The sequence below is a fragment of the Pseudomonas sp. F007 genome (assembly GCF_057814275.1).
The window spans coordinates 453,113-476,756 of sequence record NZ_JBVATA010000006.1; the positions used below are offsets into that span (position 1 = coordinate 453,113).

Annotated in this window: 29 protein-coding genes; 11 read left to right on the forward strand and 18 right to left on the reverse strand. The window is 61.1% G+C overall.

Features of this window, described 5'->3' with window-relative positions:
* Nucleotides 1-74 precede the first annotated feature (74 nt).
* The 10 genes from hisC to ACZYR5_RS17565 form a co-directional block, all read right to left on the reverse strand.
* Nucleotides 75-1,127: a histidinol-phosphate transaminase gene (hisC, locus tag ACZYR5_RS17520; protein WP_489090346.1), complete on the reverse strand. Its 1,053-nt coding sequence runs from the start codon at nt 1,125-1,127 to the stop codon at nt 75-77.
* A 2-nt stretch (nt 1,128-1,129) separates the two neighbouring features.
* On the reverse strand, nt 1,130-2,455 hold the full coding sequence (gene hisD, locus ACZYR5_RS17525; RefSeq protein WP_489090347.1) for a histidinol dehydrogenase: 1,326 nt from the start codon (nt 2,453-2,455) through the stop codon (nt 1,130-1,132).
* Nucleotides 2,456-2,580: 125 nt separating this feature from the next.
* Complete coding sequence (gene hisG / locus ACZYR5_RS17530) at nt 2,581-3,216, reverse strand: ATP phosphoribosyltransferase (protein WP_027618537.1); 636 nt, start codon at nt 3,214-3,216, stop codon at nt 2,581-2,583.
* A 127-nt stretch (nt 3,217-3,343) separates the two neighbouring features.
* Complete coding sequence (gene murA, locus ACZYR5_RS17535; RefSeq protein ID WP_489090348.1) at nt 3,344-4,609, reverse strand: UDP-N-acetylglucosamine 1-carboxyvinyltransferase; 1,266 nt, start codon at nt 4,607-4,609, stop codon at nt 3,344-3,346.
* Between the two features lie 22 nt (nt 4,610-4,631).
* On the reverse strand, nt 4,632-4,883 hold the full coding sequence (locus ACZYR5_RS17540) for a BolA family protein (protein ID WP_027618535.1): 252 nt from the start codon (nt 4,881-4,883) through the stop codon (nt 4,632-4,634).
* A 114-nt stretch (nt 4,884-4,997) separates the two neighbouring features.
* A complete protein-coding gene (locus ACZYR5_RS17545) occupies nt 4,998-5,303 on the reverse strand; it encodes an STAS domain-containing protein (RefSeq protein WP_489090349.1) in 306 nt (101 codons plus the stop codon).
* Nucleotides 5,300-5,941 carry an MlaC/ttg2D family ABC transporter substrate-binding protein gene (locus ACZYR5_RS17550; RefSeq protein WP_489090350.1) on the reverse strand — a complete coding sequence of 214 codons (642 nt, stop codon included), beginning with the start codon at nt 5,939-5,941 and terminating at the stop codon, nt 5,300-5,302. Before ACZYR5_RS17550 ends, ACZYR5_RS17545 begins: the two co-directional genes overlap by 4 nt.
* A gap of 11 nt (nt 5,942-5,952) precedes the next feature.
* On the reverse strand, nt 5,953-6,420 hold the full coding sequence (gene mlaD, locus ACZYR5_RS17555) for an outer membrane lipid asymmetry maintenance protein MlaD (RefSeq protein WP_339545735.1): 468 nt from the start codon (nt 6,418-6,420) through the stop codon (nt 5,953-5,955).
* Complete coding sequence (gene mlaE, locus ACZYR5_RS17560) at nt 6,420-7,217, reverse strand: lipid asymmetry maintenance ABC transporter permease subunit MlaE (protein ID WP_489090351.1); 798 nt, start codon at nt 7,215-7,217, stop codon at nt 6,420-6,422. Before mlaE ends, mlaD begins: the two co-directional genes overlap by 1 nt.
* A complete protein-coding gene (locus tag ACZYR5_RS17565) occupies nt 7,217-8,026 on the reverse strand; it encodes an ATP-binding cassette domain-containing protein (RefSeq protein WP_489090352.1) in 810 nt (269 codons plus the stop codon). The genes mlaE and ACZYR5_RS17565 overlap by 1 nt, the downstream gene beginning before the upstream one ends.
* Nucleotides 8,027-8,303: 277 nt before the next feature.
* Here ACZYR5_RS17565 and ACZYR5_RS17570 point away from each other — a divergent pair, with 277 nt between their 5' ends.
* The 10 genes from ACZYR5_RS17570 (at nt 8,304) to ACZYR5_RS17615 (ending at nt 15,360) form a co-directional block, all read left to right on the forward strand.
* Entirely contained in the window at nt 8,304-9,278 is a 975-nt protein-coding gene (locus ACZYR5_RS17570; protein WP_489090353.1) for a KpsF/GutQ family sugar-phosphate isomerase, read from the forward strand.
* The gene (locus ACZYR5_RS17575; protein WP_489090354.1) at nt 9,278-9,802 is read left to right on the forward strand and encodes a KdsC family phosphatase; all 525 of its coding nucleotides are present in this window, start codon (nt 9,278-9,280) and stop codon (nt 9,800-9,802) included. Before ACZYR5_RS17570 ends, ACZYR5_RS17575 begins: the two co-directional genes overlap by 1 nt.
* Nucleotides 9,803-9,809: 7 nt before the next feature.
* Entirely contained in the window at nt 9,810-10,382 is a 573-nt protein-coding gene (gene lptC / locus ACZYR5_RS17580) for an LPS export ABC transporter periplasmic protein LptC (protein WP_489090355.1), read from the forward strand.
* Nucleotides 10,369-10,917 carry a lipopolysaccharide transport periplasmic protein LptA gene (gene lptA, locus ACZYR5_RS17585; protein WP_489090356.1) on the forward strand — a complete coding sequence of 183 codons (549 nt, stop codon included), beginning with the start codon at nt 10,369-10,371 and terminating at the stop codon, nt 10,915-10,917. Before lptC ends, lptA begins: the two co-directional genes overlap by 14 nt.
* The gene (lptB, locus tag ACZYR5_RS17590; RefSeq protein WP_019691895.1) at nt 10,918-11,643 is read left to right on the forward strand and encodes an LPS export ABC transporter ATP-binding protein; all 726 of its coding nucleotides are present in this window, start codon (nt 10,918-10,920) and stop codon (nt 11,641-11,643) included.
* A 181-nt stretch (nt 11,644-11,824) separates the two neighbouring features.
* Complete coding sequence (locus ACZYR5_RS17595) at nt 11,825-13,318, forward strand: RNA polymerase factor sigma-54 (RefSeq protein WP_489090357.1); 1,494 nt, start codon at nt 11,825-11,827, stop codon at nt 13,316-13,318.
* 108 nt (nt 13,319-13,426) lie between these two features.
* Nucleotides 13,427-13,735: a ribosome hibernation-promoting factor, HPF/YfiA family gene (gene hpf / locus ACZYR5_RS17600; protein ID WP_027618523.1), complete on the forward strand. Its 309-nt coding sequence runs from the start codon at nt 13,427-13,429 to the stop codon at nt 13,733-13,735.
* A 12-nt stretch (nt 13,736-13,747) separates the two neighbouring features.
* Nucleotides 13,748-14,212: a PTS IIA-like nitrogen regulatory protein PtsN gene (gene ptsN, locus ACZYR5_RS17605; protein ID WP_489090358.1), complete on the forward strand. Its 465-nt coding sequence runs from the start codon at nt 13,748-13,750 to the stop codon at nt 14,210-14,212.
* 2 nt (nt 14,213-14,214) lie between these two features.
* Nucleotides 14,215-15,072, forward strand: coding sequence for an RNase adapter RapZ (gene rapZ / locus ACZYR5_RS17610; RefSeq protein ID WP_489090394.1), 858 nt, complete (start codon nt 14,215-14,217; stop codon nt 15,070-15,072).
* 15 nt (nt 15,073-15,087) lie between these two features.
* Nucleotides 15,088-15,360 (forward strand): HPr family phosphocarrier protein, encoded by a 273-nt coding sequence (locus tag ACZYR5_RS17615; RefSeq protein WP_489090359.1) that lies wholly within the window; start codon nt 15,088-15,090, stop codon nt 15,358-15,360.
* Between the two features lie 18 nt (nt 15,361-15,378).
* Here the strand turns inward: ACZYR5_RS17615 and ACZYR5_RS17620 are convergent, their stop codons facing one another.
* The 6 genes from ACZYR5_RS17620 to pmbA form a co-directional block, all read right to left on the reverse strand.
* Nucleotides 15,379-16,272: a ZIP family metal transporter gene (locus tag ACZYR5_RS17620; protein WP_489090360.1), complete on the reverse strand. Its 894-nt coding sequence runs from the start codon at nt 16,270-16,272 to the stop codon at nt 15,379-15,381.
* 33 nt (nt 16,273-16,305) lie between these two features.
* Nucleotides 16,306-16,917, reverse strand: a complete 612-nt coding sequence (locus ACZYR5_RS17625; protein WP_489090361.1) for a superoxide dismutase — start codon at nt 16,915-16,917, stop codon at nt 16,306-16,308.
* 1 nt (nt 16,918) lies between these two features.
* Complete coding sequence (locus ACZYR5_RS17630) at nt 16,919-17,356, reverse strand: DUF2753 family protein (protein ID WP_489090362.1); 438 nt, start codon at nt 17,354-17,356, stop codon at nt 16,919-16,921.
* 25 nt (nt 17,357-17,381) lie between these two features.
* On the reverse strand, nt 17,382-18,758 hold the full coding sequence (locus tag ACZYR5_RS17635) for a class II fumarate hydratase (RefSeq protein WP_489090363.1): 1,377 nt from the start codon (nt 18,756-18,758) through the stop codon (nt 17,382-17,384).
* Complete coding sequence (locus tag ACZYR5_RS17640; protein ID WP_489090364.1) at nt 18,751-19,146, reverse strand: FagA protein; 396 nt, start codon at nt 19,144-19,146, stop codon at nt 18,751-18,753. The genes ACZYR5_RS17635 and ACZYR5_RS17640 overlap by 8 nt, the downstream gene beginning before the upstream one ends.
* Nucleotides 19,147-19,303: 157 nt before the next feature.
* Complete coding sequence (gene pmbA, locus ACZYR5_RS17645) at nt 19,304-20,650, reverse strand: metalloprotease PmbA (protein WP_489090365.1); 1,347 nt, start codon at nt 20,648-20,650, stop codon at nt 19,304-19,306.
* 109 nt (nt 20,651-20,759) lie between these two features.
* Here pmbA and yjgA point away from each other — a divergent pair, with 109 nt between their 5' ends.
* The gene (yjgA, locus tag ACZYR5_RS17650; protein ID WP_027618513.1) at nt 20,760-21,284 is read left to right on the forward strand and encodes a ribosome biogenesis factor YjgA; all 525 of its coding nucleotides are present in this window, start codon (nt 20,760-20,762) and stop codon (nt 21,282-21,284) included.
* A gap of 48 nt (nt 21,285-21,332) precedes the next feature.
* On the opposite strand, the gene tldD is transcribed toward yjgA, so the two are convergent.
* Together tldD and ACZYR5_RS17660 are read right to left on the reverse strand one after the other, a co-directional pair.
* A complete protein-coding gene (gene tldD, locus ACZYR5_RS17655) occupies nt 21,333-22,775 on the reverse strand; it encodes a metalloprotease TldD (protein WP_489090366.1) in 1,443 nt (480 codons plus the stop codon).
* Between the two features lie 16 nt (nt 22,776-22,791).
* Nucleotides 22,792-23,640 carry a carbon-nitrogen hydrolase family protein gene (locus ACZYR5_RS17660; RefSeq protein WP_489090367.1) on the reverse strand — a complete coding sequence of 283 codons (849 nt, stop codon included), beginning with the start codon at nt 23,638-23,640 and terminating at the stop codon, nt 22,792-22,794.
* Between the last annotated feature and the right edge of the window lie 4 nt (nt 23,641-23,644).

Below are 23,644 nucleotides of genomic sequence, written 5' to 3' on the forward strand. Positions count from 1 at the left end.
CGCGATGAACGATAACGCGGTCTATTTGTTGAACCGCGCTGCCTTCATCGCGAGCAGGCTCGCTCCTACAGGGGTCAGAGCTGACCCAGACCGTCGATCAGCGCCTGGTTCTGCTCCGGCGTACCGATGGAGATACGCAGGAACTGGGCAATCCGCGCCTGCTTGAAGTGCCGCACGATCACCCCCTGCTCCCGCAACTTGGCCGCCAGGCCGGCAGCGTCATGCTGCGGGTGACGGGCGAAGATGAAGTTGGCCGCCGATGGCAGCACTTCGAAGCCTTTGTCCTGCAACTGGGCGATGACCTGTTCGCGACTGTCGATGACTCGCTGGCACGTGCTCTCGAAGTACTCACGATCTTCAAAGGCCGCCGCCGCGCCGACAATCGCCAGGCGATCCAGCGGGTAGGAGTTGAAGCTGTTCTTGATCCGCTCCAGCGCTTCGATCAGGTCCGGATGACCCACGGCCAGGCCCACCCGCAAGCCGGCCAACGAGCGCGACTTGGACAGGGTCTGGGTCACCAGCAGGTTCGGATAACGATCCACCAGGCTGATCGCGGTCTGACCACCGAAGTCGATATAGGCTTCATCCACCACTACCACCGAATCCGGGCTCGCCTTGAGGATCTGCTCCACCGCCTCGAGGGCCAGCAGGCAGCCGGTCGGCGCGTTCGGGTTGGGGAAGATGATGCCGCCGTTGGGCTTGGCGTAATCCGCCGGGTCGATCTGGAACTGCTCATTCAACGCCACGGCGTCGAAGCTGATGCCGTACAAGCCGCAGTACACCGGGTAGAAGCTGTAGCTGATATCCGGGAACAGCAGCGGCTTATCGTGCTGCAGCAAGCCGTGAAAGATGTGCGCCAGGACTTCGTCGGAACCGTTACCTAGGAACACCTGATTGCCCTGCACGCCGTAGTACTTGGCCACCGCCTGTTTGAGCAAGTCGCTGTTCGGGTCCGGGTATAGACGCAGGTTGTCATTCAGCTCGGCCTGCATCGCCGCCAGGGCTTTGGGCGACGGGCCGTAGGGATTTTCGTTGGTGTTGAGCTTGACCAGTTTGGTCAGCTTCGGCTGCTCGCCCGGTACGTACGGCACCAGGTCCTTGACGAACGAACTCCAGAATTTACTCATGCTCAATTCCCTTCCTTATCGGCCACGATGCGGTACTCGGCGCTGCGCGCGTGGGCGGTCAGCGACTCGCCACGGGCCAGTACCGAGGCGGTCTTGCCCAGCTCACTGGCACCGGCTTCGGAGCAGAAGATGATCGACGAACGCTTCTGGAAGTCGTAGACCCCCAGCGGCGAGGAGAAGCGCGCAGTGCCGGAAGTCGGCAGCACGTGGTTGGGGCCGGCGCAGTAGTCGCCCAGGGCCTCGGAGGTGTGACGCCCCATGAAGATCGCGCCAGCGTGACGGATCTGCGGCAACCAGGCTTGCGGGTCGGCCACCGACAACTCAAGGTGTTCCGGCGCAATGCGATTCGCCACCTCGATGGCTTGCTGCATGTCACGCACCTGGATCAGCGCGCCGCGGCCATTGATCGAGGTCTCGATAATGGTCGCGCGCTCCATGGTCGGCAGCAGCTTGGCGATGCTTGCCGCCACTTGGTCGAGGAACTCGGCATCCGGACTGACCAGGATGGCCTGGGCGTCTTCGTCGTGCTCGGCCTGGGAAAACAGGTCCATGGCGATCCAGTCCGGATCGGTCTGGCCATCGCAGACCACGAGGATTTCCGAGGGACCGGCAATCATGTCGATACCGACCTGGCCAAACACGTGACGCTTGGCAGTGGCCACATAGATGTTGCCGGGGCCGACGATCTTGTCGACCATAGGCACGCTTTCGGTGCCATACGCCAGCGCGGCAACTGCTTGCGCGCCGCCGATGGTGAACACCCGGTCGACGCCGGCGATGCACGCCGCAGCCAGCACCAGTTCATTGATTTCACCGCGTGGCGTGGGTACGACCATGACCACTTCGCTGACCCCGGCCACCTTGGCCGGAATCGCGTTCATCAGTACCGACGACGGGTACGAGGCCTTGCCACCGGGTACGTACAGACCGGCGCGATCCAGCGGCGTGACCTTCTGGCCCAGCACGGTGCCGTCCGCTTCGGTGTAGGTCCAGGAATCCTGTTTCTGTTTTTCGTGGTAGCTGCGCACACGGGCAGCGGCTTTTTCCAAGGCTTCGCGCTGGGCCACGGTGATACGGGTCAGGGCCAGTTCCAGACGCTCGCGCGGCAGGATCAAGTCGGCCATCGAGGCGACCTGCAAGCCGTCGAATTTCTCGGTGAATTCCACCAACGCCGCATCGCCACGCTCACGCACGGCCTTGATGATGTCCAGCACGCGCTGATTGACCGAGTCGTCAGACACACTTTCCCAGCTCAGCAGATGATCCAGATGATGCGCGAAATCCGGGTCAGCAGCGTTGAGTCGGCGAATTGCAGTCGGTGCGGTCATAGCGAGAGCCTCATAGGATTGGCGAAAACTCAGGCGCCCTAAACTAGCAGTCGTTCCGCTTGGGCACCTGAGAATTCTGGCTATGAGGCGGATAGACGGGCGCGACTTAACGTCGCGCAGGTGAATCAGCCGCGGTGTCGCGACTCCACTGCTTTGCGCAGGGTGTCGATCAGTGCCTGGATACGGGCGTGTTGCATTTTCATCGAAGCCTTGTTGACGATCAGTCGGGAACTGATGGCGGCGATGAATTCCTGTGGCTCCAGGCCGTTGGCCCGCAGCGTGTTACCGGTGTCGACCACGTCGATGATCTTGTCGGCCAGGCCAATCAACGGTGCCAACTCCATCGAGCCGTACAGCTTGATGATGTCGACCTGACGGCCCTGCTCAGCGTAGTAACGCTTGGCCACGTTGACGAACTTGGTGGCGATGCGCAGGCGGCCCTTGGGCTCGACCGCGCCGACCTTGCCGGCGGTCATCAACTTGCACTGGGCAATCTGCAGGTCCAGCGGTTCGTACAGGCCCTGGCCGCCGTATTCCATCAGCACATCTTTACCGGCGACGCCCAGGTCCGCGGCACCATGCTCGACATAGGTCGGCACATCGGTGGCGCGCACGATCAGCAAGCGCACGTCGGCCTGGGTCGTGGGGATGATCAGCTTGCGGCTCTTGTCCGGATTCTCGGTCGGCACGATGCCCGCTTCAGCCAGAAGCGGCAGGGTGTCGTCAAGGATGCGGCCCTTGGACAGTGCGATGGTCAACATGGGAAACGTCAGTCCTTAATTCAGGCTACTGATGCCCGGTCGCAATCGGCGCCGGACACGCATCGAGCCTGAAACAGGCTCGACTGGAACAAATCTGTGGGCGCGTCCCTGCGCCCTGGAGCAACGATTAGCCCGGTACGCGGCGGATCTTGGCGCCGAGCATCTGCAGCTTCTCTTCGATGCACTCGTAACCACGGTCTATGTGGTAGATGCGATCGATCAGGGTGTCGCCTTCGGCAACCAGTGCAGAGATCACCAGGCTGGCCGATGCACGCAGGTCGGTGGCCATGACAGGCGCGCCCTTGAGCTTGTCGATACCGGTGACAATCGCGGTGTTGCCTTCGACCTGGATGTGAGCGCCCATGCGGTGCAGCTCGTAGACGTGCATGAAACGGTTTTCGAAGATCGTCTCGATCACTGCGCCAGTGCCTTCGGCGATGGCATTGAGGGAGATGAACTGCGCCTGCATGTCAGTCGGGAATGCCGGATACGGCGCAGTGCGCACGTTGACGGCCTTGGCCCGTTTCCCGTGCATGTCCAGCTCGATCCAGTCTTCGCCCGTGGTGATTTCGGCACCGGCTTCACGGAGTTTTTCGAGCACCGCTTCGAGGATGGTCGGATCGGTGTCCTTGACCTTCACCCGGCCACCGGTCACGGCAGCAGCGACCAGGTAGGTACCGGTTTCGATACGGTCCGGCATCACTTTGTAGGTCGCCGAGTGCAGACGCTTCACACCGTCGATGGTGATGGTGTCGGTACCCGCGCCCTGGACATTGGCGCCCATGGCGTTGAGGAAGTTCGCCAGGTCGACCACTTCAGGCTCGCGAGCGGCGTTCTGCAGCACGCTGCGGCCGTTGGCCAGGGCCGCGGCCATCATGATGTTCTCGGTACCGGTCACGGAAACGGTATCGAAGAAGAAGTTGGCGCCACGCAGGCCGCCTTCCGGCGCCTTGGCCTTGATGTAGCCGCCTTCCACGTCGATGCTCGCGCCCATGGCTTCGAGGCCACGGATGTGCAGGTCGACCGGACGCGAGCCAATGGCGCAACCGCCAGGCAAGGCGACTTCGGCTTCACCGAAACGCGCGACCATCGGCCCCAGTACCAGGATCGAGGCACGCATGGTTTTCACCAGCTCGTACGGCGCGATCAGGGTCTTGATGGTGCGCGGGTCGATTTCGACGCTGAGTTTCTCGTCGATCACCGGCTCGATGCCCATGCGACCGAACAGCTCGATCATGGTGGTGATGTCGTGCAGGTGCGGCAGGTTGGCGACCGTCACGGGACCATCGCACAGCAACGTTGCCGCGAGGATCGGCAGGGCAGAGTTCTTTGCCCCGGAGATACGGATTTCGCCATCAAGACGAGCACCGCCGGTAATAATCAATTTATCCATAAGAATCTCGACGCCCTTGGGCTCAGGTGCGCTCGGCCCAGGCCGCGCGGCTGAAAAATTTCATAGTGACCGCGTGGATGCTGCCATCGGCGATCCATGGGTTCAAATGGGCATAGACGCTCTGCTGACGCTTGACCGGGCTCAACGCCGCCAGTTCATCGCTGATCACGTTCAGTTGGAAGTTGCAGCCTTCGCCTTCAACTTCAATCTGCACTTGTGAAAGCGTCTCGGACAGCTTTCCTTCAAGAAAGCTCTTCACTTCTACGGCCTGCATGCTCAACCTCAATCGGCGCCCTGTGCGCACGGGTCGGACATCATACAAAAAAGCCCCGCGCCTGCGAACCCCGCTAAGCAGGACTCTGACGGGGGGCTTGTCTATAGATGAGGGTTATGGGTGCGTCAAAAGCTCGGTCAAACCGCTGACCTCGGCAATTTCACGCATATCGTCGGGCAGCGCGCGAATGCTCACGGCCTTGCCGGCCGCTGTCGAGTCGCGGATGAACGACAGCAGCAAGGACAAGCCGACGCTGCTGGACTTCACCACGCCCGAGCAATCGAGCACGATCGCGGTCGCCGCACTCGACGCAATCAAGGCCTGGCCCTGCTTGCGCAGGCCTGGCCCGGAGCGGTAATCGAGGACGCCAGTGAGCAACAGCTCACCGGCCTGGCCCAAACGCACTGCCGACTCACTCATTGGCTTTGCTTCTCGGAGGTTTCCTTGGCCTTGGCGACTTCACCGGCCCAACCATTGATGGTCTTGTCCAGGTCGTTGCCATTGCGCTGCATCGCGTCGGCGAACTGGTCACGGAACAGTTTGCCGATGTTGATGCCGTTGATGATCACATTACGCAGCTTCCACTCGCCACCGATCTTCTCCAGGGTGTAGGACACCGGATAGATCGCGCCGTTGCTGCCCTTGACCGTCATGCCAACGCTGGTACGGTCGCCGGATTCATCCTTGGCAGGATCAACGGTGATGCCCTGGTTGTTGTATTCGAGCAAGGCATTGCCATAGAACTGGAACAGACCCTTCTTGAAGTTCTCTTCGAAGGTTTTCATCTGCGCCGGCGTGGCTTTGCGCGAGTACTTGACCGTCATGATGCTTTTGGAAATGCCTTCGGCATCCACCACCGGCCCGACAATGCTGTTCAAGGCAGCATAGAAGTCCGACGGGTCCTGCTTGTACTTCTCTTTGTTGGCGGCAAGGTCTGCCAGCAACCGGTTGGTCGTGTCCTGAACCAGATCGTGCGCAGAAGGCGCAGCCACGGCGTTGGCGACCAGCGGCAAGGCCGCCAGCAGGACCAGCAGGCCACGTCGCAAGGTAGAGATCATGGAGAAACTCCTCATTTGGCGTCTTTACTAACGGTATTGAGCAGGAATTTACCGATCAGGTCTTCGAGCACCAGCGACGACTGCGTGTCATGGATAGTCCCGCCATCCTTGAGCAACGACTCCTCGCCACCGACGCTGATACCGATGTATTTCTCGCCCAGCAACCCCGCAGTGAGGATAGATGCAGTGGAGTCCGACGGCAGGTTATCCACCCGTTTTTCCAGCTGCAGCGTCACTCGCCCGGTGAAACTGTCGCGATCCAGATCGATTGCCGTGACCTTGCCGATGGTCACACCGGCCATGGTCACTTTCGATCTGACCGTCAAACCGGCGATATTGTCGAAGTAGGCGTAAAGTTTATAACTGTCGGTGCTCGAAACCGGGGACAGTCCACTGACCCGCAGCGCAAGCAACAGCAAAGCCAGGATGCCGGCCAGCAGGAAAAGGCCGACACCGATCTCCAGGGTGCGGTTTTGCATCAGAAATCTCCAAACATCAAGGCGGTCAGAATAAAGTCCAGGCCGAGGACGGCCAATGAGGCATACACCACGGTCTTGGTGGTGGCGCGACTGATCCCTTCTGAGGTGGGCTCGCAGTCATAGCCTTGGAATACGGCGATCCAGGTCACGACAAAGGCAAATACCATGCTTTTAATGATGCCATTGAGCACGTCACCGTTGAACGTCACGCTGTTTTGCATGTTCGACCAGTAGGAACCTTCATACACTCCCAGCCAGTCGACAGCCACCCAGGAACCGCCCCAGATACCGACCACGCTGAAAATCATCGCTAGCAGTGGCAGGGAAATGAAGCCAGCCCACAACCGGGGGGCAATGATGTATTTCAGGGGGTCGACACCAATCATCTCGAGGCTGGACAACTGCTCGGTGGATTTCATGTTGCCGATTTCCGCGGTCAGCGCCGAACCGGCGCGCCCGGCGAACAGCAGCGCGGTGACGACCGGCCCCAGTTCACGCAACAGGGTCAGTGCCACCATCTGCCCGACCGCCTGCTCCGAGCCATAGCTGGAGAGAATGTTGAAGCCTTGCAGCGCGAGCACCATGCCGATGAATATCCCCGAGACCACAATGATCACCAGGGACATCACGCCTACCGAATGCAGCTGCTTGACCAGCAGGCCAAAGCCGCCGCCGATGCCGCCACGCCCGAGCAAGGCATGAAACAGGAACAGGGAGGAGCGACCGAGCACCGCGACGCTGTCGATGGCGGCCAAGCCGAATCGGCGAATTCTCTCCAGAATTGAAGTCTTGCGCATCAGCGCTTCCCCAGTAGATCTGCGCGGTAATCCGTCGCTGGAAAATGAAACGGTACCGGCCCATCCGGATCGCCAGTCATGAATTGGCGAATCCGCGGGTTGTCGGAATCCATCAGTTCGGCCGGCGTGCCCTGCCCCAGCACTTGCCCGTCACCGACCACATACAGGTAGTCGGCAATGCTCGCGGTTTCCGCGAGGTCATGGGACACCACGATGCTGGTGATCCCCAGGGCGTCGTTGAGCAGGCGGATCAGGCGCACCAACACGCCCATGGCGATCGGGTCCTGGCCCACGAAAGGCTCGTCGTACATGAGGATCCCGGGATCCAGGGCAATCGCCCGGGCCAGTGCCACCCGACGCTTCATGCCGCCGGACAGCTCATCGGGCATCAGTTCGGTGGCACCGCGCAACCCCACGGCCTGCAGTTTCATCAGGACGATGTCGCGGATCATCTCGTCCGGCAGCTCGGTGTGCACCCGCAACGGGAACGCGACGTTCTCGAACACATCGAGATCGGTAAACAACGCGCCGCTCTGGAACAGCACCCCCATGTGCTTGCGCGCATCGAACAGGTCGCTGCGAGACAAGGTAGGCAAATTCTGACCGTTGACCCACACCTCGCCACTGGACGGGCGCAGTTGCGCGCCCATCAGGCGCAGCAGCGTGGTCTTTCCGCACCCCGAAGGCCCCATGATGCCGGTAACCTTACCGCGCGGGATGCGAATATCGACATTATTGAAAATGCTACGCGCGCCGCGCTTGAAGGACACTCCCTTCAGCTCGACCGCGTAGGCGTTATCGGCACTCATCTAAACTCCTTGCGATGCAAGCCTCTCACTCGGACGTCGTGACCTCGGGCGAGAGCACAAACATCCTGGGCAGGCCGAACTGGCGACGAACTATATCACTGCCGGTACAAAGCGCCCAAGGCCGAAGACCGCAGCATTCAGCTTCAATTAAGCTTAAAAACGCTTAATTGGAGGCTTGCCGTGACACAACTCGCACAAATCCGTGTCGAACTAGCGTGAGGGAATTGATCATAACCGCTATAATCGTCACCTTTTCCCAGGCTATTCGACTTCAGACATGAGCCAGCCCAGCGATCCGATTAAGTCGGCACAACGCACGATCCGCCTTGAGCTGGACGCCGTAAAAGGCTTGCTGGCCCATATCGACGCAAATTTCGTCCGCGCCTGCGAACTGATCCTGGCCAGCAAGGGCCGCGTGGTCGTGGTCGGCATGGGCAAGTCCGGGCACATCGGCAACAAGATCGCCGCCACCCTGGCCAGCACTGGCACTACGGCGTTTTTTGTCCACCCAGCCGAAGCCAGCCATGGCGACATGGGCATGATCACCCGCGACGACACCCTGCTGGCACTGTCGAATTCCGGCTCCACCCACGAAATCATCACCCTGCTGCCGCTGATCAAACGCATGGGCATCACCCTGATCAGCATGACCGGCAATCCGGATTCGCCCCTGGCGCGGGCCTCTGACGTCAACCTCAACGTGCACGTCGAGCATGAAGCCTGCCCCCTGAACCTGGCACCGACCTCCTCGACCACCGCCGCGCTGGTGATGGGCGACGCCCTGGCGGTCGCCCTGCTGGAAGCGCGTGGCTTCACTGCCGAGGACTTTGCCTTTTCACACCCGGGCGGCGCCCTGGGTCGACGCCTGCTGTTGAAAGTCGAAGATGTCATGCACGTCGGCGACAGCCTGCCGCACGTGCAGCGTGGCACCCCACTCAAAGACGCCTTGCTGGAAATGACCCACAAGGGCCTGGGCATGACAGTGATCCTGGAAGCCGACGGCAAGCTGGCCGGCATCTTCACCGACGGCGACTTGCGCCGCGCCCTCGATCGCTCGGTGGACTTGCGCCAGGCGACCATCGAAAGCGTCATGACGCCTCACGGCAAGACGGTCCGCGCCGAAATGCTCGCCGCCCAGGCCCTGAAAATCATGGAAGACAGCAAGATCAACGCGCTGGTCGTGGTTGACGATGAGGATTACCCGGTAGGCGCCTTGAACATGCATGACCTGCTGCGTGCGGGAGTGATGTAATGAGCGACGACCTGCTCGAGCGTGGCAAGCCAATCAAGCTGGCCGTCTTCGACGTCGACGGCGTGTTGACCGACGGCCGCCTGTATTTCCTCGAAGATGGCAGCGAATTCAAGACCTTCAACACACTCGATGGCCAAGGCATCAAAATGTTGATGGCCAATGGTGTAACAACTGCCATTATCAGCGGTCGAACGACGCCTGTGGTCGAGCGACGCGCGAAAAACCTCGGCATACCGCATCTGTATCAAGGTCGCGAGGACAAACTTGTGGTGCTCGACGAGCTTATCGCGCAACTGGACCTAAGCTATGAACAGGTTGCCTATCTGGGTGACGACCTGCCGGACCTGCCGGTGATTCGCCGCGTCGGCCTGGGCATGGCCGTTGCCAATGCGGCAGATTTTGTACGTGAACATGCCCATGGCACGACCCTGGCCCGAGGCGGCGAAGGCGCTGCACGCGAATTTTGTGAATTGATCCTGCGCGCCCAAGGCACCCTGGAAGCCGCCAACGCCGCGTACCTGTGAGTTATTTATGTTGAGCAAGAAGTTTCGAAATTTTCTGTTTTTCGGCGCCATTGCCGCGCTGTTCGCTGCGGTGGGTTACTGGAACATCAGCCCCGAGCGTTTTCTCGACAAGCCGGTGGCGGCCGTCAATGAAAGCGAGATCGACTACTACGCGATCAACGCTCACAGCGTGCAATTCCTGCCCGACGGCAAGCTGCAGTACGACATGACGTCGGACAAGCTCGAGCACGTCAAGGCCAGTGAAGTGACGCAACTGACCAACCCCGACCTCAAAATGTATCGCGGCACCGAGTTTCCGTGGCACGTGCAGAGCGAACGCGGCGAGGTCAATTCGGACGGCACCGAGGTCGAACTGATCGACTCGGTGCGCATTTCGCGCACCGATGAAAAGAACCGCCCGATGCTCATCACCAGCACCCGCATGACCGTATTCCCGGAGCAGCAATATGCGCAGACCCAGCAACCCGTTAAAATCGACGGTGCTGGCGGCGTATCGACTGGTACCGGCATGAAAGCGTATTTGAAAGAAAGCAGGATACACCTGCTATCGAACGTAAGAGGACAGTATGAGGCTCGTTAAAACCCTCCCTATTTTGCTCGGTCTGGGCGCAGCACTGGGAAGCGTGAGCGCCTGGGCCCTGCCGTCCGATAGCCAGCAACCTATCCGCATCCAGGCGGACGACGCTCAGCTTGATGACCGTAACGGCATCGCCACCTACAAGGGCGACGTGATCATCACCCAAGGTTCGATGAAGGTGACCGGCAATACCGTGACCATGACTCGCGCGCCGAATGGCGACATCGACGTCGTCACTTCGGTGGGCAACCTGGCCTACTTCGAACAGGTGCAAACCGCGGGCGATACCAAGCCGGTCCAGGGCTATGGCGTGACCATCCAGTACCACGCCCAGCAGAACCGTGTCGTGCTGATCGACCGCGCCAAAGTCATCGACAAGGACGGCAACATCACCCAGGGCGAGAAAATCGTCTACGACACCGAGAAGAAGCTCGCCAGCGCCGGTCGCGCCACGGGTAGCAAGGTCACCGAAGCACGCCCGCGGATCGACATGGTCATCCAGCCGAAAAAGAAAACCGACGAGCAGAAGGCCCCGTAAATGGCAACTCTGAAAGCCCAGCACCTGGCCAAGAGCTACAAGAGCCGCCAGGTCGTGCGTGACGTCAGCCTGTCCATCGACAGCGGCCAGATCGTCGGCCTACTCGGCCCGAACGGCGCCGGCAAGACCACCTGCTTCTACATGATCGTCGGCCTGGTGCAAGCCGATCAGGGTCGCGTGCTGATCGATGACCTGGACGTCAGCCACCAGCCCATGCACGGCCGTGCCCGGGCCGGTATCGGCTATCTGCCGCAAGAAGCGTCGATCTTCCGCAAACTGTCGGTCGCCGACAACATCATGGCCATTCTCGAAACCCGCAAGGAACTCGACAAGGCCGGCCGTCGCAAGGAGCTGGAAAGCCTGCTGCAGGAGTTCCACATCAACCACATTCGCGACAACCTCGGCATGAGCCTTTCCGGTGGTGAGCGGCGCCGTGTGGAAATCGCCCGCGCACTGGCCACCGCGCCGAAATTCATCCTGCTCGACGAGCCGTTCGCCGGTGTCGACCCGATTTCGGTCGGCGACATCAAGCAGATCATCCATCACCTCAAGGCCAAGGGCATCGGCGTATTGATCACCGACCACAACGTGCGCGAGACCCTGGATATCTGCGAAACTGCCTACATCGTCAATGACGGCCAATTGATTGCCGAAGGGGACGCCGAGACCATCCTGGCCAACGATCTCGTCAAGGAAGTGTACCTGGGTCACGAGTTCCGCCTGTAAGCGTCGAGGCGTCTGGATGCCGCCGGGGCGTAATGTCAATGAAACTATCTATCTTTTTATTGTCATGACGCTCTAGGCAAACACTTCAGTTTCGGGCATATAATTTGCTTAAGTTTGGCGCTCCGGCGCCCTGTAGTGGATGGCGCACGTGCGCCGGCGAATAAGGTGTTAAGCCCCAGCCATGAAACCATCGCTAGTCTTGAGAATGGGCCAGCAGCTGACGATGACACCGCAGCTGCAACAGGCCATCCGCCTGCTCCAATTGTCGACCCTGGACCTGCAACAGGAAATCCAGGAGGCCTTGGAATCCAATCCAATGCTCGAACGCCAGGAAGAAGGCGACGATTTCGATAACGCCGACCCGATGGCCGACAATATCGAGCAGAAACCCAACACCGACGTCCAGGAACCCTCCTATCAGGAAACCGCCCCCACGGTGGACAACCTCGAGGAAGGCGACTGGAACGAGCGCATTCCCAACGAACTGCCGGTCGACACCGCCTGGGAAGACGTTTACCAGACCAGCGCCAGCAGCCTGCCGAGCAACGATGACGACGAGTGGGATTTCACCACCCGCACTTCGGCCGGTGAGAGCCTGCAAAGCCACCTGCTCTGGCAACTGAACCTCGCCCCGATGTCCGATACCGATCGCCTGATCGGCGTGACCCTGATCGACTGCATCAACAACCAGGGCTACCTGGACGAAACCCTCGAGGAAATTCTCGAAGCCTTCGATCCGGAACTGGACATCGAGCTGGACGAAATCGAAGCCGTCCTGCACCGCATCCAGCAATTCGAGCCCGCCGGCATCGGTGCCCGCAACCTGGGCGAATGCCTGCTCCTGCAATTGCGCCAGTTGCCCGCCAAGACGCCATGGATTGCCGAAGCCAAGCGCCTGGTCACCGACTACATCGACCTGCTGGGCAGCCGCGACTACAGCCAGTTGATGCGCCGAATGAAGCTCAAGGAAGACGAGCTGCGCCAGGTCATCGAGCTGGTGCAGAGCCTCAACCCACGCCCGGGCTCGCAGATCGAGTCCAGCGAAGCCGAATACGTGGTGCCGGACGTGATCGTGCGCAAGGACAACGAGCGCTGGCTGGTCGAGCTGAATCAGGAGTCGGTGCCACGCCTGCGGGTCAACCCGCAATACGCCGGCTTTGTCCGCCGCGCCGACACCAGCGCCGACAACACCTTCATGCGCAATCAGTTGCAGGAAGCACGCTGGTTCATCAAGAGCCTGCAAAGCCGCAACGAAACCCTGATGAAGGTGGCCACGCAGATCGTCGAGCACCAGCGCGGCTTCCTCGAATACGGCGACGAAGCGATGAAACCCCTGGTCCTGCACGACATCGCCGAGGCGGTGGGCATGCACGAGTCGACCATCTCGCGGGTTACCACGCAGAAATTCATGCACACCCCGCGCGGTATTTATGAGCTGAAATACTTTTTCTCAAGTCATGTCAGCACCTCCGAAGGCGGCGAATGCTCGTCCACGGCGATCCGCGCGATCATCAAAAAACTGGTTGCCGCGGAAAATCAGAAAAAGCCGTTGAGTGACAGCAAGATCGCTGGTTTACTGGAGGCACAAGGCATTCAGGTGGCCCGCCGTACCGTCGCCAAGTACCGCGAATCCTTGGGGATCGCGCCTTCGAGCGAACGCAAGCGTTTGATGTAACGGGCCACGCCACCGCGTTCCAGGGTGTGTTCGAAATTGTTTCGGATGCACCCAGTGGCAGGCATCACAGCCTGCCGCCTTATGCACTGGCAACGAAGGAGAAGCTGTATGCAAGTCAACATCAGTGGACACCAACTGGAAGTTACCGAACCTCTGCGCACTTACATCGGCGAAAAACTCGACCGACTGGAAAGGCACTTCGACAAGATCACCAACGTGCAGGTCACGATGAATGTCGAGAAGCTGAAGCAGAAAATCGAAGCCACGCTGCATATCCCCGGCGGAGAAGTAGTTGCCAATGCCGAGCATGACGACATGTATGCCGCCATTGACCTGCTGACCGACAAGCTGGACCGTCAACTCAAAAAGCATAAGGAAAAGACCCAGAGCCTCCTCCAGGGCGCAACCGGTCGTTAACACCCCCATCCCATGATCCGACTTGAAAGCATCCTGACCCCCGGCCGTTCCCTGGTGAACGTGCCGGGAGGCAGTAAAAAGAAAGCCCTCGAGCAAATTGCCAACCTGATCGCCCGGGAAGTCCCGGATCTGGAGATGCAAGATGTCTTCGAGGCATTGATTGCCCGTGAAAAACTCGGCTCGACCGGTTTTGGCAACGGCATCGCCATTCCACACTGCCGTCTCAAGGGTTGCACTTCGCCCATCAGCGCGCTGATGCACCTTGACGCGCCTATTGATTTCGACGCCATCGATGGCGCCCCGGTCGACCTGCTGTTTGTCCTGCTGGTGCCCCAGGCGGCTACCGATGCGCACCTGGAACTGCTGCGCCAGATCGCCAGCATGTTGGACCGCAAGGAAGTGCGCGATCGCCTGCGCAGCGCCGACAGCAATCAAGCCTTGTACCAGGTCGTCCTGGACGAGCAGAACGGCCACTGATGATGCGCCTGATCATTGTCAGCGGACGCTCCGGCTCCGGCAAAAGTACTGCCCTCAACGTTCTCGAAGACAACGGTTACTACTGCATCGACAACCTGCCGGCGGGCCTGCTGCCGGAGTTGGCCGAACGCGCGCTGATTCACAACGAATTGAGCCAGCCACTGGTGGCGGTCTCCATCGACGCGCGCAACCTGCCCAGTCATCTGACCCGTTTCCCCGAGCTGCTCGCCGAGGTGCGTAACCGGCATATCCAATGCGATGTGCTGTACCTCGACGCCGACGAAGAAACCCTGCTCAAGCGCTTCTCCGAGACACGCCGGCGCCATCCGCTGAGCAGCTCCAATCGCTCGCTAGCCGAAGCCATCGAGGATGAGACCGCCCTGCTGGGGCCGATCGCCGACCTCGCCGATCTCAAGCTCAACACCACCAACCTCAACCTGTACCAGCTGCGCGACACCATCAAGCTGCGCCTGCTCAATCAGCCGGAGCCCGGTACAGCGTTCCTGGTGGAGTCGTTCGGCTTCAAGCGCGGCATGCCGGTCGATGCCGACCTGGTGTTCGACGTGCGCTGCCTGCCGAATCCCTACTGGATTCCAGATCTGCGGGCCCAGTCGGGCCTGGATCAACCGGTTGCCGACTATCTGGCCGCTCAGCCAGATGTCGAAGAAATGTTTGAAGACATCTCCCGCTACCTGCTCAAATGGCTGCCGCGGTTCGCTGCCAGTAATCGGGCCTATGTGACCATCGCCATTGGCTGCACCGGCGGACATCACCGCTCCGTCTACTTGACCGAACGCCTGGGGCAGACCCTGCAAAAAACCCTGAAGAACGTCCAGGTTCGCCACCGCGACCTTAGCTAAAGGATTCACACCGCGATGCCTGCTCTGGAAATTGAAATCATCAACAAACTGGGCCTGCATGCCCGTGCTTCCGCGAAATTCGTCGGCGTCGCGGGTCAGTATCCTTGTCAGATCCGAGCTGGGCGCACACCTGAGTCGATGGTCGACGGTAAAAGCATCATGGCGATGATGATGCTGGCCGCCGGCAAGGGCACGACCATTCACCTGAAAACCGAAGGTGAACAAGAGCAGGAAGCGTTGGACGCGTTGGTCAAGCTGATCAACAACTACTTCGACGAAGGCGAGTAAGGCTCGCCCTCCTCCCCGCTAACCCAACGCAGTATCCATCACCATCATCAGGCAGAACCCGATCAGCAAGCCGAGGCTGGCCAGTTTCTCGTGACCATTGCGGCGCGATTCGGGAATCACCTCATGCGTCACCACCAACAACATCGCTCCGGCAGCCAGAGCCAGGCCCAACGGCAGGATCACTTCGGCCAGGCTCACCAACCAGGCACAAAGCAAGGCAAAGACCGGCTCGACCAGGCCGGATGCCGCGCCGATCAAAAACGCCTTGAACCGTGACATCCCTGCCCTGGCCAATACCAAAGCGATCACCAGCCCTTCCGGCACGTCCTGCAACGCAATGCCCATGGCCAGGCTGTCGGCGTCCGGCATGCCGCCGCCTGCCGAAACGCCCACTGCCATGCCTTCGGGAATGTTGTGGGCAATGATGGCGAACACAAACAGCCAGATGCGTGGCGGGATCACCGGACGCTCCGGCGTGCCCACCAACATCACGGGGGTCGCCCCTGATACCTGGCGATCCACCAGGAACAGCCCGATCGCGCCGAGCATGATGCCGAAGCAAATCAGCCCGCTGGCCGCCCACGGCGTCAGCCCCAGACTCTCGGCGGCGGCAATTCCGGGCACGATCAGCGAAAAGGCGGTGGCGGCCAGCATCACCCCAGCACCAAAACCCAGCAAGGTATCGCTGAGCGCTACCGGCATTCGGCGAATCACCAGCACCGGCAACGCGCCGAGGGCCGTGCCCAAGGCACAGATGGCGCCGCCCTGCAGTGCGCGCATCAACCTCGGCTCAAGGTTCAGCCACGCCAGGCCGTGCGCAACCAGCAAGGTGCCTCCCGCCAACAGCAGGAGCGAACCCAGTGCATAACGAAACGTTCGCCCGCTGTTGATCGCCAGTGTCTCAGTACCCATAGAAGGCCTTGATTGCTTTATGACAGTAACGACTCAAGCCAGTGCCGCCTGATAACGCTCGGCGACCTCGGACCAATGGATCACGTTGTAGAACGCGTTGATGTATTCAGGACGCCGGTTCTGGTAGCGCAAGTAATAGGCGTGCTCCCAGACATCCAGCCCGAGGATCGGCGTGTTGCCATGCATCAGCGGGCTGTCCTGGTTACCGCTGCTCTCCACCACCAGGGTCTTTTGCGGGGTCACGCTGAGCCACGCCCAACCGCTGCCGAAGCGCGTCAGTGCGGCCTTGGTAAAGGCGTCTTTGAAACTGTCGAAGCCGCCCAGTTGCTCATCGATGGCCCGACCCAGGTCGCCGCTTGGCGCACCGCCACCATTGGGTACCATGACGGCCCAGAACAACGAATGGTTGGTATGCCCACCGCCCTGATTAATTACCGCGGCGCGCAGTTTTTCCGGTAACTGCTGGACGCTGGCCACCAGGCGCTCCACTGGCCATTCGGCATACTCGGTGCCTTCGACCGCGGCATTGAGGTTGTTGATGTAGGTCTGGTGGTGCTTGGTGTAGTGGATTTCCATGGTTTGCGCATCGATGTGCGGTTCCAGGGCGTCGTAAGCGTAAGGCAATGCAGGCAGGGTAAAAGCCATTTCAATGAACTCCGTATTGAGCGCGCGCTTCTTGCGGCCGCGCTGCGGCACCGATGTGCAGCAAGCGATGGGTACGTGGGTATTCGCCGTGCTCGCTGATGAAATTCAGCAGTTCGACGTAGGTCTTGCTGCTCTGACGCAATGCCGCCTCGCGCAAGGCCGGAGCCAGGCGCGAGTCCTGCATGGTCTGCAGCAGCAGTTGGTGGATCGCACACAGGTACTCGGCGCTCTCCTCGGGTTGATTCAGGCGCAAATGCAGGTCGGCGAGGTTGTGATGGGAAATCACGCAGGCGGCAACCGCCTCGTCGGCGTCCGACCAGCGCTCGAGCAGTACCTGCGCCAGTGCCAGGGCCTGCAGATAGGCTTCGCGGGCATCGACCAACTCGCCCAGCATGAAGCAGCGGTTGGCCCTTTCGATCGTGCGTTTCCAATGCTCCATGATGAGCCTCCTATGCGCCGAGGGGCTACACGCCGCCGGCCGTGAGTTTTTCCGGATTGAGCAGCTCTTCCAGCTGGCTGCGGGACAGATCGGTGTGCTCAAGAGCCACATCGATCACCGCACGCCCCTGCTGGTAGGCGGTCTTGGCGATTTCGGCGGCCTTCTGGTAACCAATGATCGGGTTTAGCGCGGTGACCAGGATCGGATTGCGCGACAAGGCTTCCTTGAGCTTGGCTTCGTTGACCTTGAAGCTGGCAATGGCCTTGTCCGCCAGCAGGCGGCTGGAATTGGCCAGCAACTCGATACTGCTCAACAGGTTCTGGGCGATGATCGGCAGCATCACGTTGAGTTCGAAGTTGCCCGACTGGCCGGCCACGGTGATCACACTGTCATTGCCGATCACTTGCGCGGCGACCATCGCCGTCGCTTCCGGAATCACCGGGTTGACCTTGCCCGGCATGATCGAGGAGCCAGGCTGCAAGCCTTCCAGCTCGATTTCACCAAGGCCGGCCAGCGGCCCCGAGTTCATCCAGCGCAGGTCGTTGGCGATTTTCATCAACGACACCGCAGTGGCCTTGAGCTGGCCGGAGACTGCAACGGCGGTGTCCTGGGAGCCGATCAGGGCGAACAGGTCCTGGCCTGGGGTAAAGGGCATCTTGGTCAAGGCGCTCAACTGCTGGCTGAAGCGCGCGGCGAACTCGGGATGCGCGTTGATCCCGGTGCCGACCGCCGTGCCGCCTTGTGCCAGGGACTGAAGGGCCGGCAACAGATTCTGCAGGTGCCCGAGATTGGCCTTGAGCTGCTGGGCCCAGCCGTTCAACACCTGGCTCATGCGTACTGGCATGGCGTCCATCAAGTGCGTGCGCCCGGTCTTGACGAAGGGGTGAACCTGCTCGGCCTTGTGCTCGATGACCTGGATCAGGTGCTTGAGCGCCGGCAGCAGTTGCTCGTGCAACGCCAGCGCGGCACTGACGTGAATGGTAGTGGGAATGATGTCGTTGCTGCTTTGCCCGCAATTGACGTGATCATTCGGGTTGACCGCCTCGCCCAGCAAACGGCTGGCGAGAGTTGCCAGCACTTCGTTGGCGTTCATGTTGGAACTGGTGCCGGAACCGGTCTGGAAAATATCCACCGGGAAATGCGCCATGAACTCGCCTTCGAGCAGGCCCTGGGCCGCATCGACAATCGCCTTGCCCTGGGCTTCGCTCAGTTGCTTGAGCTCGACGTTGGCCCGGGCTGCCGCGGCCTTGGCCAGGATCAACGCACGAATGAACTGCGCCGGCATGCGCTGGCCGCTGATGGGAAAGTTATCCACCGCGCGCTGGGTCTGGGCGCCGTAGAGGGCGTCCACCGGGACTTGCAGCTCACCCATGCTGTCACGTTCGATTCGGGAATTACTCATCGGGAAATCCTTGCACCAGTTCAATAAGAGGAATCGAGGGCTGCAACTCGCAGGTCGCCAGTTGCCAGGTGTAGTTCTGCCAGCGCTTGAGCCGGCACTTGCACAACGCCAGGCGCTCGAGGTCGCGCAGTGGGCGCCAGGCCTGATCCAGGCAGAGGCTGCGCCAATGCCAGGGCAACGCGACATCGGCGGCGGTGTCGAGCAGCAAGCGAAATGAAGTTTCAGCGACCGTCCACGGCGAGGTGGCCGTACAACAGGAGAGATAGCGGCCTTCGGCCAGGTAGTGTTCGATCAAGCGCGGCTCGTCAGCATCCAGCGCGCAACGGATCTGGCGGCTCATCCAGCGCCAGCTTTCAAGGTAAGGCTGCTCGTGCAAGGCAGAACTCATGACCCAGGGCTCATTCGATAATGAGATTTATTATTAGATGATAATAAGAACCAAAACAAGAGAGTAAAACGAGGTGGATTGATGAAGGGCCAATTTCAAGGCGTAAAAAAAGCGCGTCACCTCTGGGCTGACGCGCTTTTTTCCAACCGTCGCAGGCCTAGCTGCCAGCGACTGTCATGCGCTCGATCAGCACCGACCCTGTGCGGATGTTGCTGCGCAACTCAAGGTCGTTACCCACGGCGACGATCTGCTTGAACATGTCGCGCATGTTGCCGGCGATGGTCACTTCCTGCACGGCGAACTGAATTTCGCCGTTTTCCACCCAGAAGCCCGCCGCGCCGCGCGAGTAATCGCCGGTGACCATGTTCAGGCCCTGGCCCATCAACTCGGTGACCAGCAAACCACGGCCCATGCGCTTGAGCAGTGCGGCCTGATCTTCATCGCCATGGGTGACGAACAGATTATGCACGCCGCCGGCGTTGGCGGTGCTCGGCATGCCGAGTTTGCGCCCGGAATAAGTGCCCAGCACGTAGGACACCAGCTCACCCTTTTCGACAAACGGCTTGGCGTAGGTCGCCAGGCCATCGCCGTCGAACGCCGAACTGCCCATGGCGCGCATCAGGTGCGGGCGCTCGTCGATGGTCAGCCACTCGGGAAACAGCTTCTGTCCCAGTGCGCCTTCGAGGAACGACGACTTGCGGTACAGGTTGCCGCCGGCAATCGCGCCCAGGAAGCTACCGAACAAACCGCCCGCCAGTTCCGCAGAAAACAGCACCGGCACTTCGCAGGTCGGCACCGGGCGCGCGCCCAGGCGGCTGGCGGCACGCTGCGCGGCGCGCTGGCCGATGATCAGCGGGTCCATCAGCAGGCTGCCCTGGCGATTGACGTCATACCAGTAGTCGCGCTGCATCTGGCCTTCGGCTTCGGCAATCATCACGCAGCTGAGGCTGTGCCGGGTGGAGGCGTAACCGCCGATAAAGCCGTGACTGTTGCCATACACGCGGCAGCCCTGATGGGTGCTGAGGGTGGTGCCGTCGGCGTTCTTGATCCGGCTGTCGGCAGCAAAGGCTGCGGCTTCGCAGGCCAGCGCCTTCTCAATGGCCTGTTCCGGGGTGATATCCCAGGCGTGGAACAGGTCGAAATCCGGCAGATCGCGAGCCATCAAGGCCGCGTCGGCCAGGCCCGAGTGTTCATCTTCGGAGGTGTGTTTGGCGATTGCCAGGGCGGCGGCGACGGTTTCCCGAATCGCCTCGGCGCCACTGGCCGAGGTGCTGGCCGAGCCCTTGCGCTGGCCGACGTAGAGAGTGATGCCGAAGCCCTGGTCGCGGTTGAACTCGACCGTTTCCACTTCGCGCTGACGCACCGAGGTCGACAGCCCCTGCTCCAGCGACACTGCTACTTCGCAGGCACTGGCGCCCTGGCGCCTGGCTTCGGCGATGATCTGCTCGACTTGCTCCTGCAGTGCCGGCAACGCTTGTGGGCCGACGCTTTCAACTGCACTCATGCTGTTCTCCACTCAAATTCTGCTTTCGGTCAAGGCCATTCGAGCGACCGGGCCGGACAAGCGGCCCCCGACTGGTTATCATGGCGGCGTTTCTTTGCGGACTGCCACCATGGTTGATTCTTACGACGACTCCCTCTACGGGGGAGAAAAAAGCAAATCCCAGGTCAAACGCGAGCTGCATGCTCTGGTTGACCTCGGCGAGCGCCTTACAACACTCAAGCCTGACTTGCTGGCAAAACTGCCATTGACCGACGCCATGCGCCGGGCCCTGGCCGATGCGCCCAAGCACACCGCGAATATCGCGCGTAAACGGCACCTGAGCTTTATCGGCAAACTGATGCGCGATCAGGACACTGACGCCATTCTGGTCCTGCTCGATCAACTCGATGCCTCCACCAAACAGTACAACGAACGCTTCCACGGTCTGGAACGCTGGCGCGATCGCCTGATCGCCGGCGACGACGCCGTCCTGGAAAAGTTCGTCGTCGACTACCCGGAAGCTGATCGCCAGCAACTGCGTTCGCTGATCCGTCAGGCCCAGCACGAAACGGCGCATAACAAACCGCCTGCTTCCAGCCGGAAAATCTTCAAGTACATCCGTGAGCTGGACGAGACTCAACGCGGCCTGCGTTGATCCTCGACCGGGTGGGACTGCGACGCAGCCCACCCGCAGCTCCATCCCTTACGCGCCCGTGCCACCCACGGTGATCGCGTCGATCTTCAAGGTTGGCTGGCCGACACCCACCGGCACCGACTGACCATCCTTGCCACAGGTCCCCACGCCGCTGTCCAGCGACAGGTCGTTGCCGACCATCGACACCCGGCTCATGGCTTCCGGCCCGTTACCAATCAACGTTGCCCCCTTGACCGGCGCAGTAATCTTGCCGTCCTCGATCAGGTACGCCTCGCTGGTGGAGAACACAAACTTGCCGCTGGTGATATCGACCTGGCCACCACCGAGGTTGGCGCAGTAGATGCCCTTCTTCACCGAGGCAATGATTTCTGCCGGATCGCTTTCGCCGCCGAGCATATAGGTGTTGGTCATGCGCGGCATCGGCAGGTGCGCGTAAGACTCGCGACGACCGTTGCCGGTGCGGGCCACGCCCATCAGCCGCGCGTTGAGCTTGTCCTGCATGTAGCCCTTGAGCACGCCGTTTTCGATCAGGGTGGTGCACTCGGTCGGGGTGCCCTCGTCGTCGACGCTCAGCGAGCCACGGCGCCCCGCCAGAGTGCCGTCATCGACAATGGTGCAGAGTTTCGAGGCAACCATCTCGCCCATGCGCCCGCTATAGGCGGAGCTGCCCTTGCGATTGAAGTCGCCTTCCAGGCCGTGGCCGACCGCTTCATGCAACAGCACGCCGGACCAGCCCGAACCCAATACCACCGGCAGGGTCCCGGCTGGTGCCGGAATCGCTTCCAGGTTCACCAGGGCCTGACGCAGGGCTTCACGGGCATAGCCCATGGCACGGTCTTCGGCAAGGAAATAACGGTAATCGGTACGACCGCCACCGCCATGGCCACCGCGCTCACGGCGGCCGTTCTGCTCAACGATCACGCTGACATTGAAGCGCACCAGCGGCCGCACATCCGCCGCCAGGCTGCCGTCGGTGGCGGCCACCAGGATGCGCTCCCAGACCCCGGCCATGCTCACGGTCACCTGCTGGATACGGGGATCGAGCGCACGGGTGGCGACATCAATCCGCTTGAGCAATTCGACCTTTTCGGCGCGGCTCAGCACTTCCAGCGGATTGTCCGGCGCATACAACTGCGCCACGTCCTGGCTGGTGAAAGCCTGCACGGTGCCGTGCTGCCCGGCACGGGAAATCGAGCGGGCTGCACGGGCTGCGGCGCCGAGGGCTTCGAGGGTAATGGCGTTGCTATAGGCAAAACCGGTTTTCTCACCGGATTGCGCGCGCACGCCGACCCCCTGGTCGAGGTTGAAGCTGCCTTCCTTGACGATGCCGTCTTCCAGCGCCCAGGACTCGGAAATCTGCCCCTGGAAATACAGGTCGGCGGCATCGATGCCCGGGCCAGCCAGGTCACCCAGAACGCTTTGCAGGTTTTCGAGGGTCACGCCGCCCGGCGCAAGTAAATGTTCACTGACTGAGGACAACAACTCGCTCATAGGTTTACGCCTTAATTCAACGTTCTGAAGCAGGTCGCTGGGCGCCCTGCGAGAAAAAGCGCCGGTGACTGGACACCGGCATACGCGCCCGGATGGACGCCTGTTCGCTGCTGTCGCGCTCGGCCAGCAGCACGGCCTCGCCTTGATCCTGCTGGGCGACGATCCGCCCCCAGGGATCGACAATCGCCGCGTGGCCAAAGGTCTCGCGCGGCCCCGGATGGGTGCCGCCCTGCGCCGCCGCCAGCAGGTAGCACTGGGTTTCGATGGCACGCGCGCGTATCAATACCTCCCAATGCGCCGCCCCGGTCACCGCGGTAAAGGCCGACGGCGCGGTAATCAACTCGGCACCGGCAGCGCGCAATTCACTGTACAGCTCGGGAAAACGCAAGTCGTAGCACACACTCAGACCGACCCGGCCAACCGGCGTATCGGCCACCACCACGGCACTGCCATGAGCATAGTCATCGGATTCACGGTAGCGCCCGCGATTGTCCGCAACATCGACGTCGAACAGGTGCAATTTGTCATAGCGCGCCACGGTCTGGCCGTGCTCGTCGATCAACAACGAACAGGCATTGGCCTTGGCGTCGGGTTGGTCTATCGGAGGCAATGGCAAGGTGCCGGCGACTATCCATAACTTGAGGTCGCGCGCGGTCTGTTTCAACCACGGCAGGATCGGGCCCTCGCCCAGGGCTTCGGCCCGGCCGAGGTCAGCAACGTCGCGTCGGCCCATGGCCGCGAAATTCTCCGGCAGCACTGCCAGTCGCGCGCCGCCAGCCGCCGCCTGTTCCAGCAGGCGGCGCGCCTGGGCCAGATTGGCCAGCACGTCGCTCTGGCTGACCATTTGAATCACCGCAAAGGACATGGTG

Bases quoted from the DNA above. Each gene is read 5' to 3' on its own strand.
- mlaE (WP_489090351.1), bottom strand. From the start codon at position 7,217: ATGCGCAAGACTTCAATTCTGGAGAGAATTCGCCGATTCGGCTTGGCC.
- ACZYR5_RS17640 (WP_489090364.1), bottom strand. From the start codon at position 19,146: ATGAGTTCTGCCTTGCACGAGCAGCCTTACCTTGAAAGCTGGCGCTGG.
- yjgA (WP_027618513.1), top strand. From the start codon at position 20,760: ATGGTTGATTCTTACGACGACTCCCTCTACGGGGGAGAAAAAAGCAAA.
- ACZYR5_RS17575 (WP_489090354.1), top strand. From the start codon at position 9,278: ATGAGCGACGACCTGCTCGAGCGTGGCAAGCCAATCAAGCTGGCCGTC.
- ACZYR5_RS17630 (WP_489090362.1), bottom strand. From the start codon at position 17,356: ATGGAGCATTGGAAACGCACGATCGAAAGGGCCAACCGCTGCTTCATG.
- ACZYR5_RS17545 (WP_489090349.1), bottom strand. From the start codon at position 5,303: ATGAGTGAGTCGGCAGTGCGTTTGGGCCAGGCCGGTGAGCTGTTGCTC.
- ACZYR5_RS17625 (WP_489090361.1), bottom strand. From the start codon at position 16,917: ATGGCTTTTACCCTGCCTGCATTGCCTTACGCTTACGACGCCCTGGAA.
- lptB (WP_019691895.1), top strand. From the start codon at position 10,918: ATGGCAACTCTGAAAGCCCAGCACCTGGCCAAGAGCTACAAGAGCCGC.
- murA (WP_489090348.1), bottom strand. From the start codon at position 4,609: ATGGATAAATTGATTATTACCGGCGGTGCTCGTCTTGATGGCGAAATC.
- ACZYR5_RS17615 (WP_489090359.1), top strand. From the start codon at position 15,088: ATGCCTGCTCTGGAAATTGAAATCATCAACAAACTGGGCCTGCATGCC.
- ACZYR5_RS17595 (WP_489090357.1), top strand. From the start codon at position 11,825: ATGAAACCATCGCTAGTCTTGAGAATGGGCCAGCAGCTGACGATGACA.
- hpf (WP_027618523.1), top strand. From the start codon at position 13,427: ATGCAAGTCAACATCAGTGGACACCAACTGGAAGTTACCGAACCTCTG.
- lptA (WP_489090356.1), top strand. From the start codon at position 10,369: ATGAGGCTCGTTAAAACCCTCCCTATTTTGCTCGGTCTGGGCGCAGCA.
- ACZYR5_RS17620 (WP_489090360.1), bottom strand. From the start codon at position 16,272: ATGGGTACTGAGACACTGGCGATCAACAGCGGGCGAACGTTTCGTTAT.
- pmbA (WP_489090365.1), bottom strand. From the start codon at position 20,650: ATGAGTGCAGTTGAAAGCGTCGGCCCACAAGCGTTGCCGGCACTGCAG.
- ACZYR5_RS17570 (WP_489090353.1), top strand. From the start codon at position 8,304: ATGAGCCAGCCCAGCGATCCGATTAAGTCGGCACAACGCACGATCCGC.
- hisG (WP_027618537.1), bottom strand. From the start codon at position 3,216: ATGTTGACCATCGCACTGTCCAAGGGCCGCATCCTTGACGACACCCTG.
- tldD (WP_489090366.1), bottom strand. From the start codon at position 22,775: ATGAGCGAGTTGTTGTCCTCAGTCAGTGAACATTTACTTGCGCCGGGC.
- ptsN (WP_489090358.1), top strand. From the start codon at position 13,748: ATGATCCGACTTGAAAGCATCCTGACCCCCGGCCGTTCCCTGGTGAAC.
- hisD (WP_489090347.1), bottom strand. From the start codon at position 2,455: ATGACCGCACCGACTGCAATTCGCCGACTCAACGCTGCTGACCCGGAT.
- lptC (WP_489090355.1), top strand. From the start codon at position 9,810: ATGTTGAGCAAGAAGTTTCGAAATTTTCTGTTTTTCGGCGCCATTGCC.
- hisC (WP_489090346.1), bottom strand. From the start codon at position 1,127: ATGAGTAAATTCTGGAGTTCGTTCGTCAAGGACCTGGTGCCGTACGTA.
- ACZYR5_RS17565 (WP_489090352.1), bottom strand. From the start codon at position 8,026: ATGAGTGCCGATAACGCCTACGCGGTCGAGCTGAAGGGAGTGTCCTTC.
- ACZYR5_RS17635 (WP_489090363.1), bottom strand. From the start codon at position 18,758: ATGAGTAATTCCCGAATCGAACGTGACAGCATGGGTGAGCTGCAAGTC.
- rapZ (WP_489090394.1), top strand. From the start codon at position 14,215: ATGCGCCTGATCATTGTCAGCGGACGCTCCGGCTCCGGCAAAAGTACT.
- ACZYR5_RS17660 (WP_489090367.1), bottom strand. From the start codon at position 23,640: ATGTCCTTTGCGGTGATTCAAATGGTCAGCCAGAGCGACGTGCTGGCC.
- ACZYR5_RS17540 (WP_027618535.1), bottom strand. From the start codon at position 4,883: ATGCAGGCCGTAGAAGTGAAGAGCTTTCTTGAAGGAAAGCTGTCCGAG.
- mlaD (WP_339545735.1), bottom strand. From the start codon at position 6,420: ATGCAAAACCGCACCCTGGAGATCGGTGTCGGCCTTTTCCTGCTGGCC.
- ACZYR5_RS17550 (WP_489090350.1), bottom strand. From the start codon at position 5,941: ATGATCTCTACCTTGCGACGTGGCCTGCTGGTCCTGCTGGCGGCCTTG.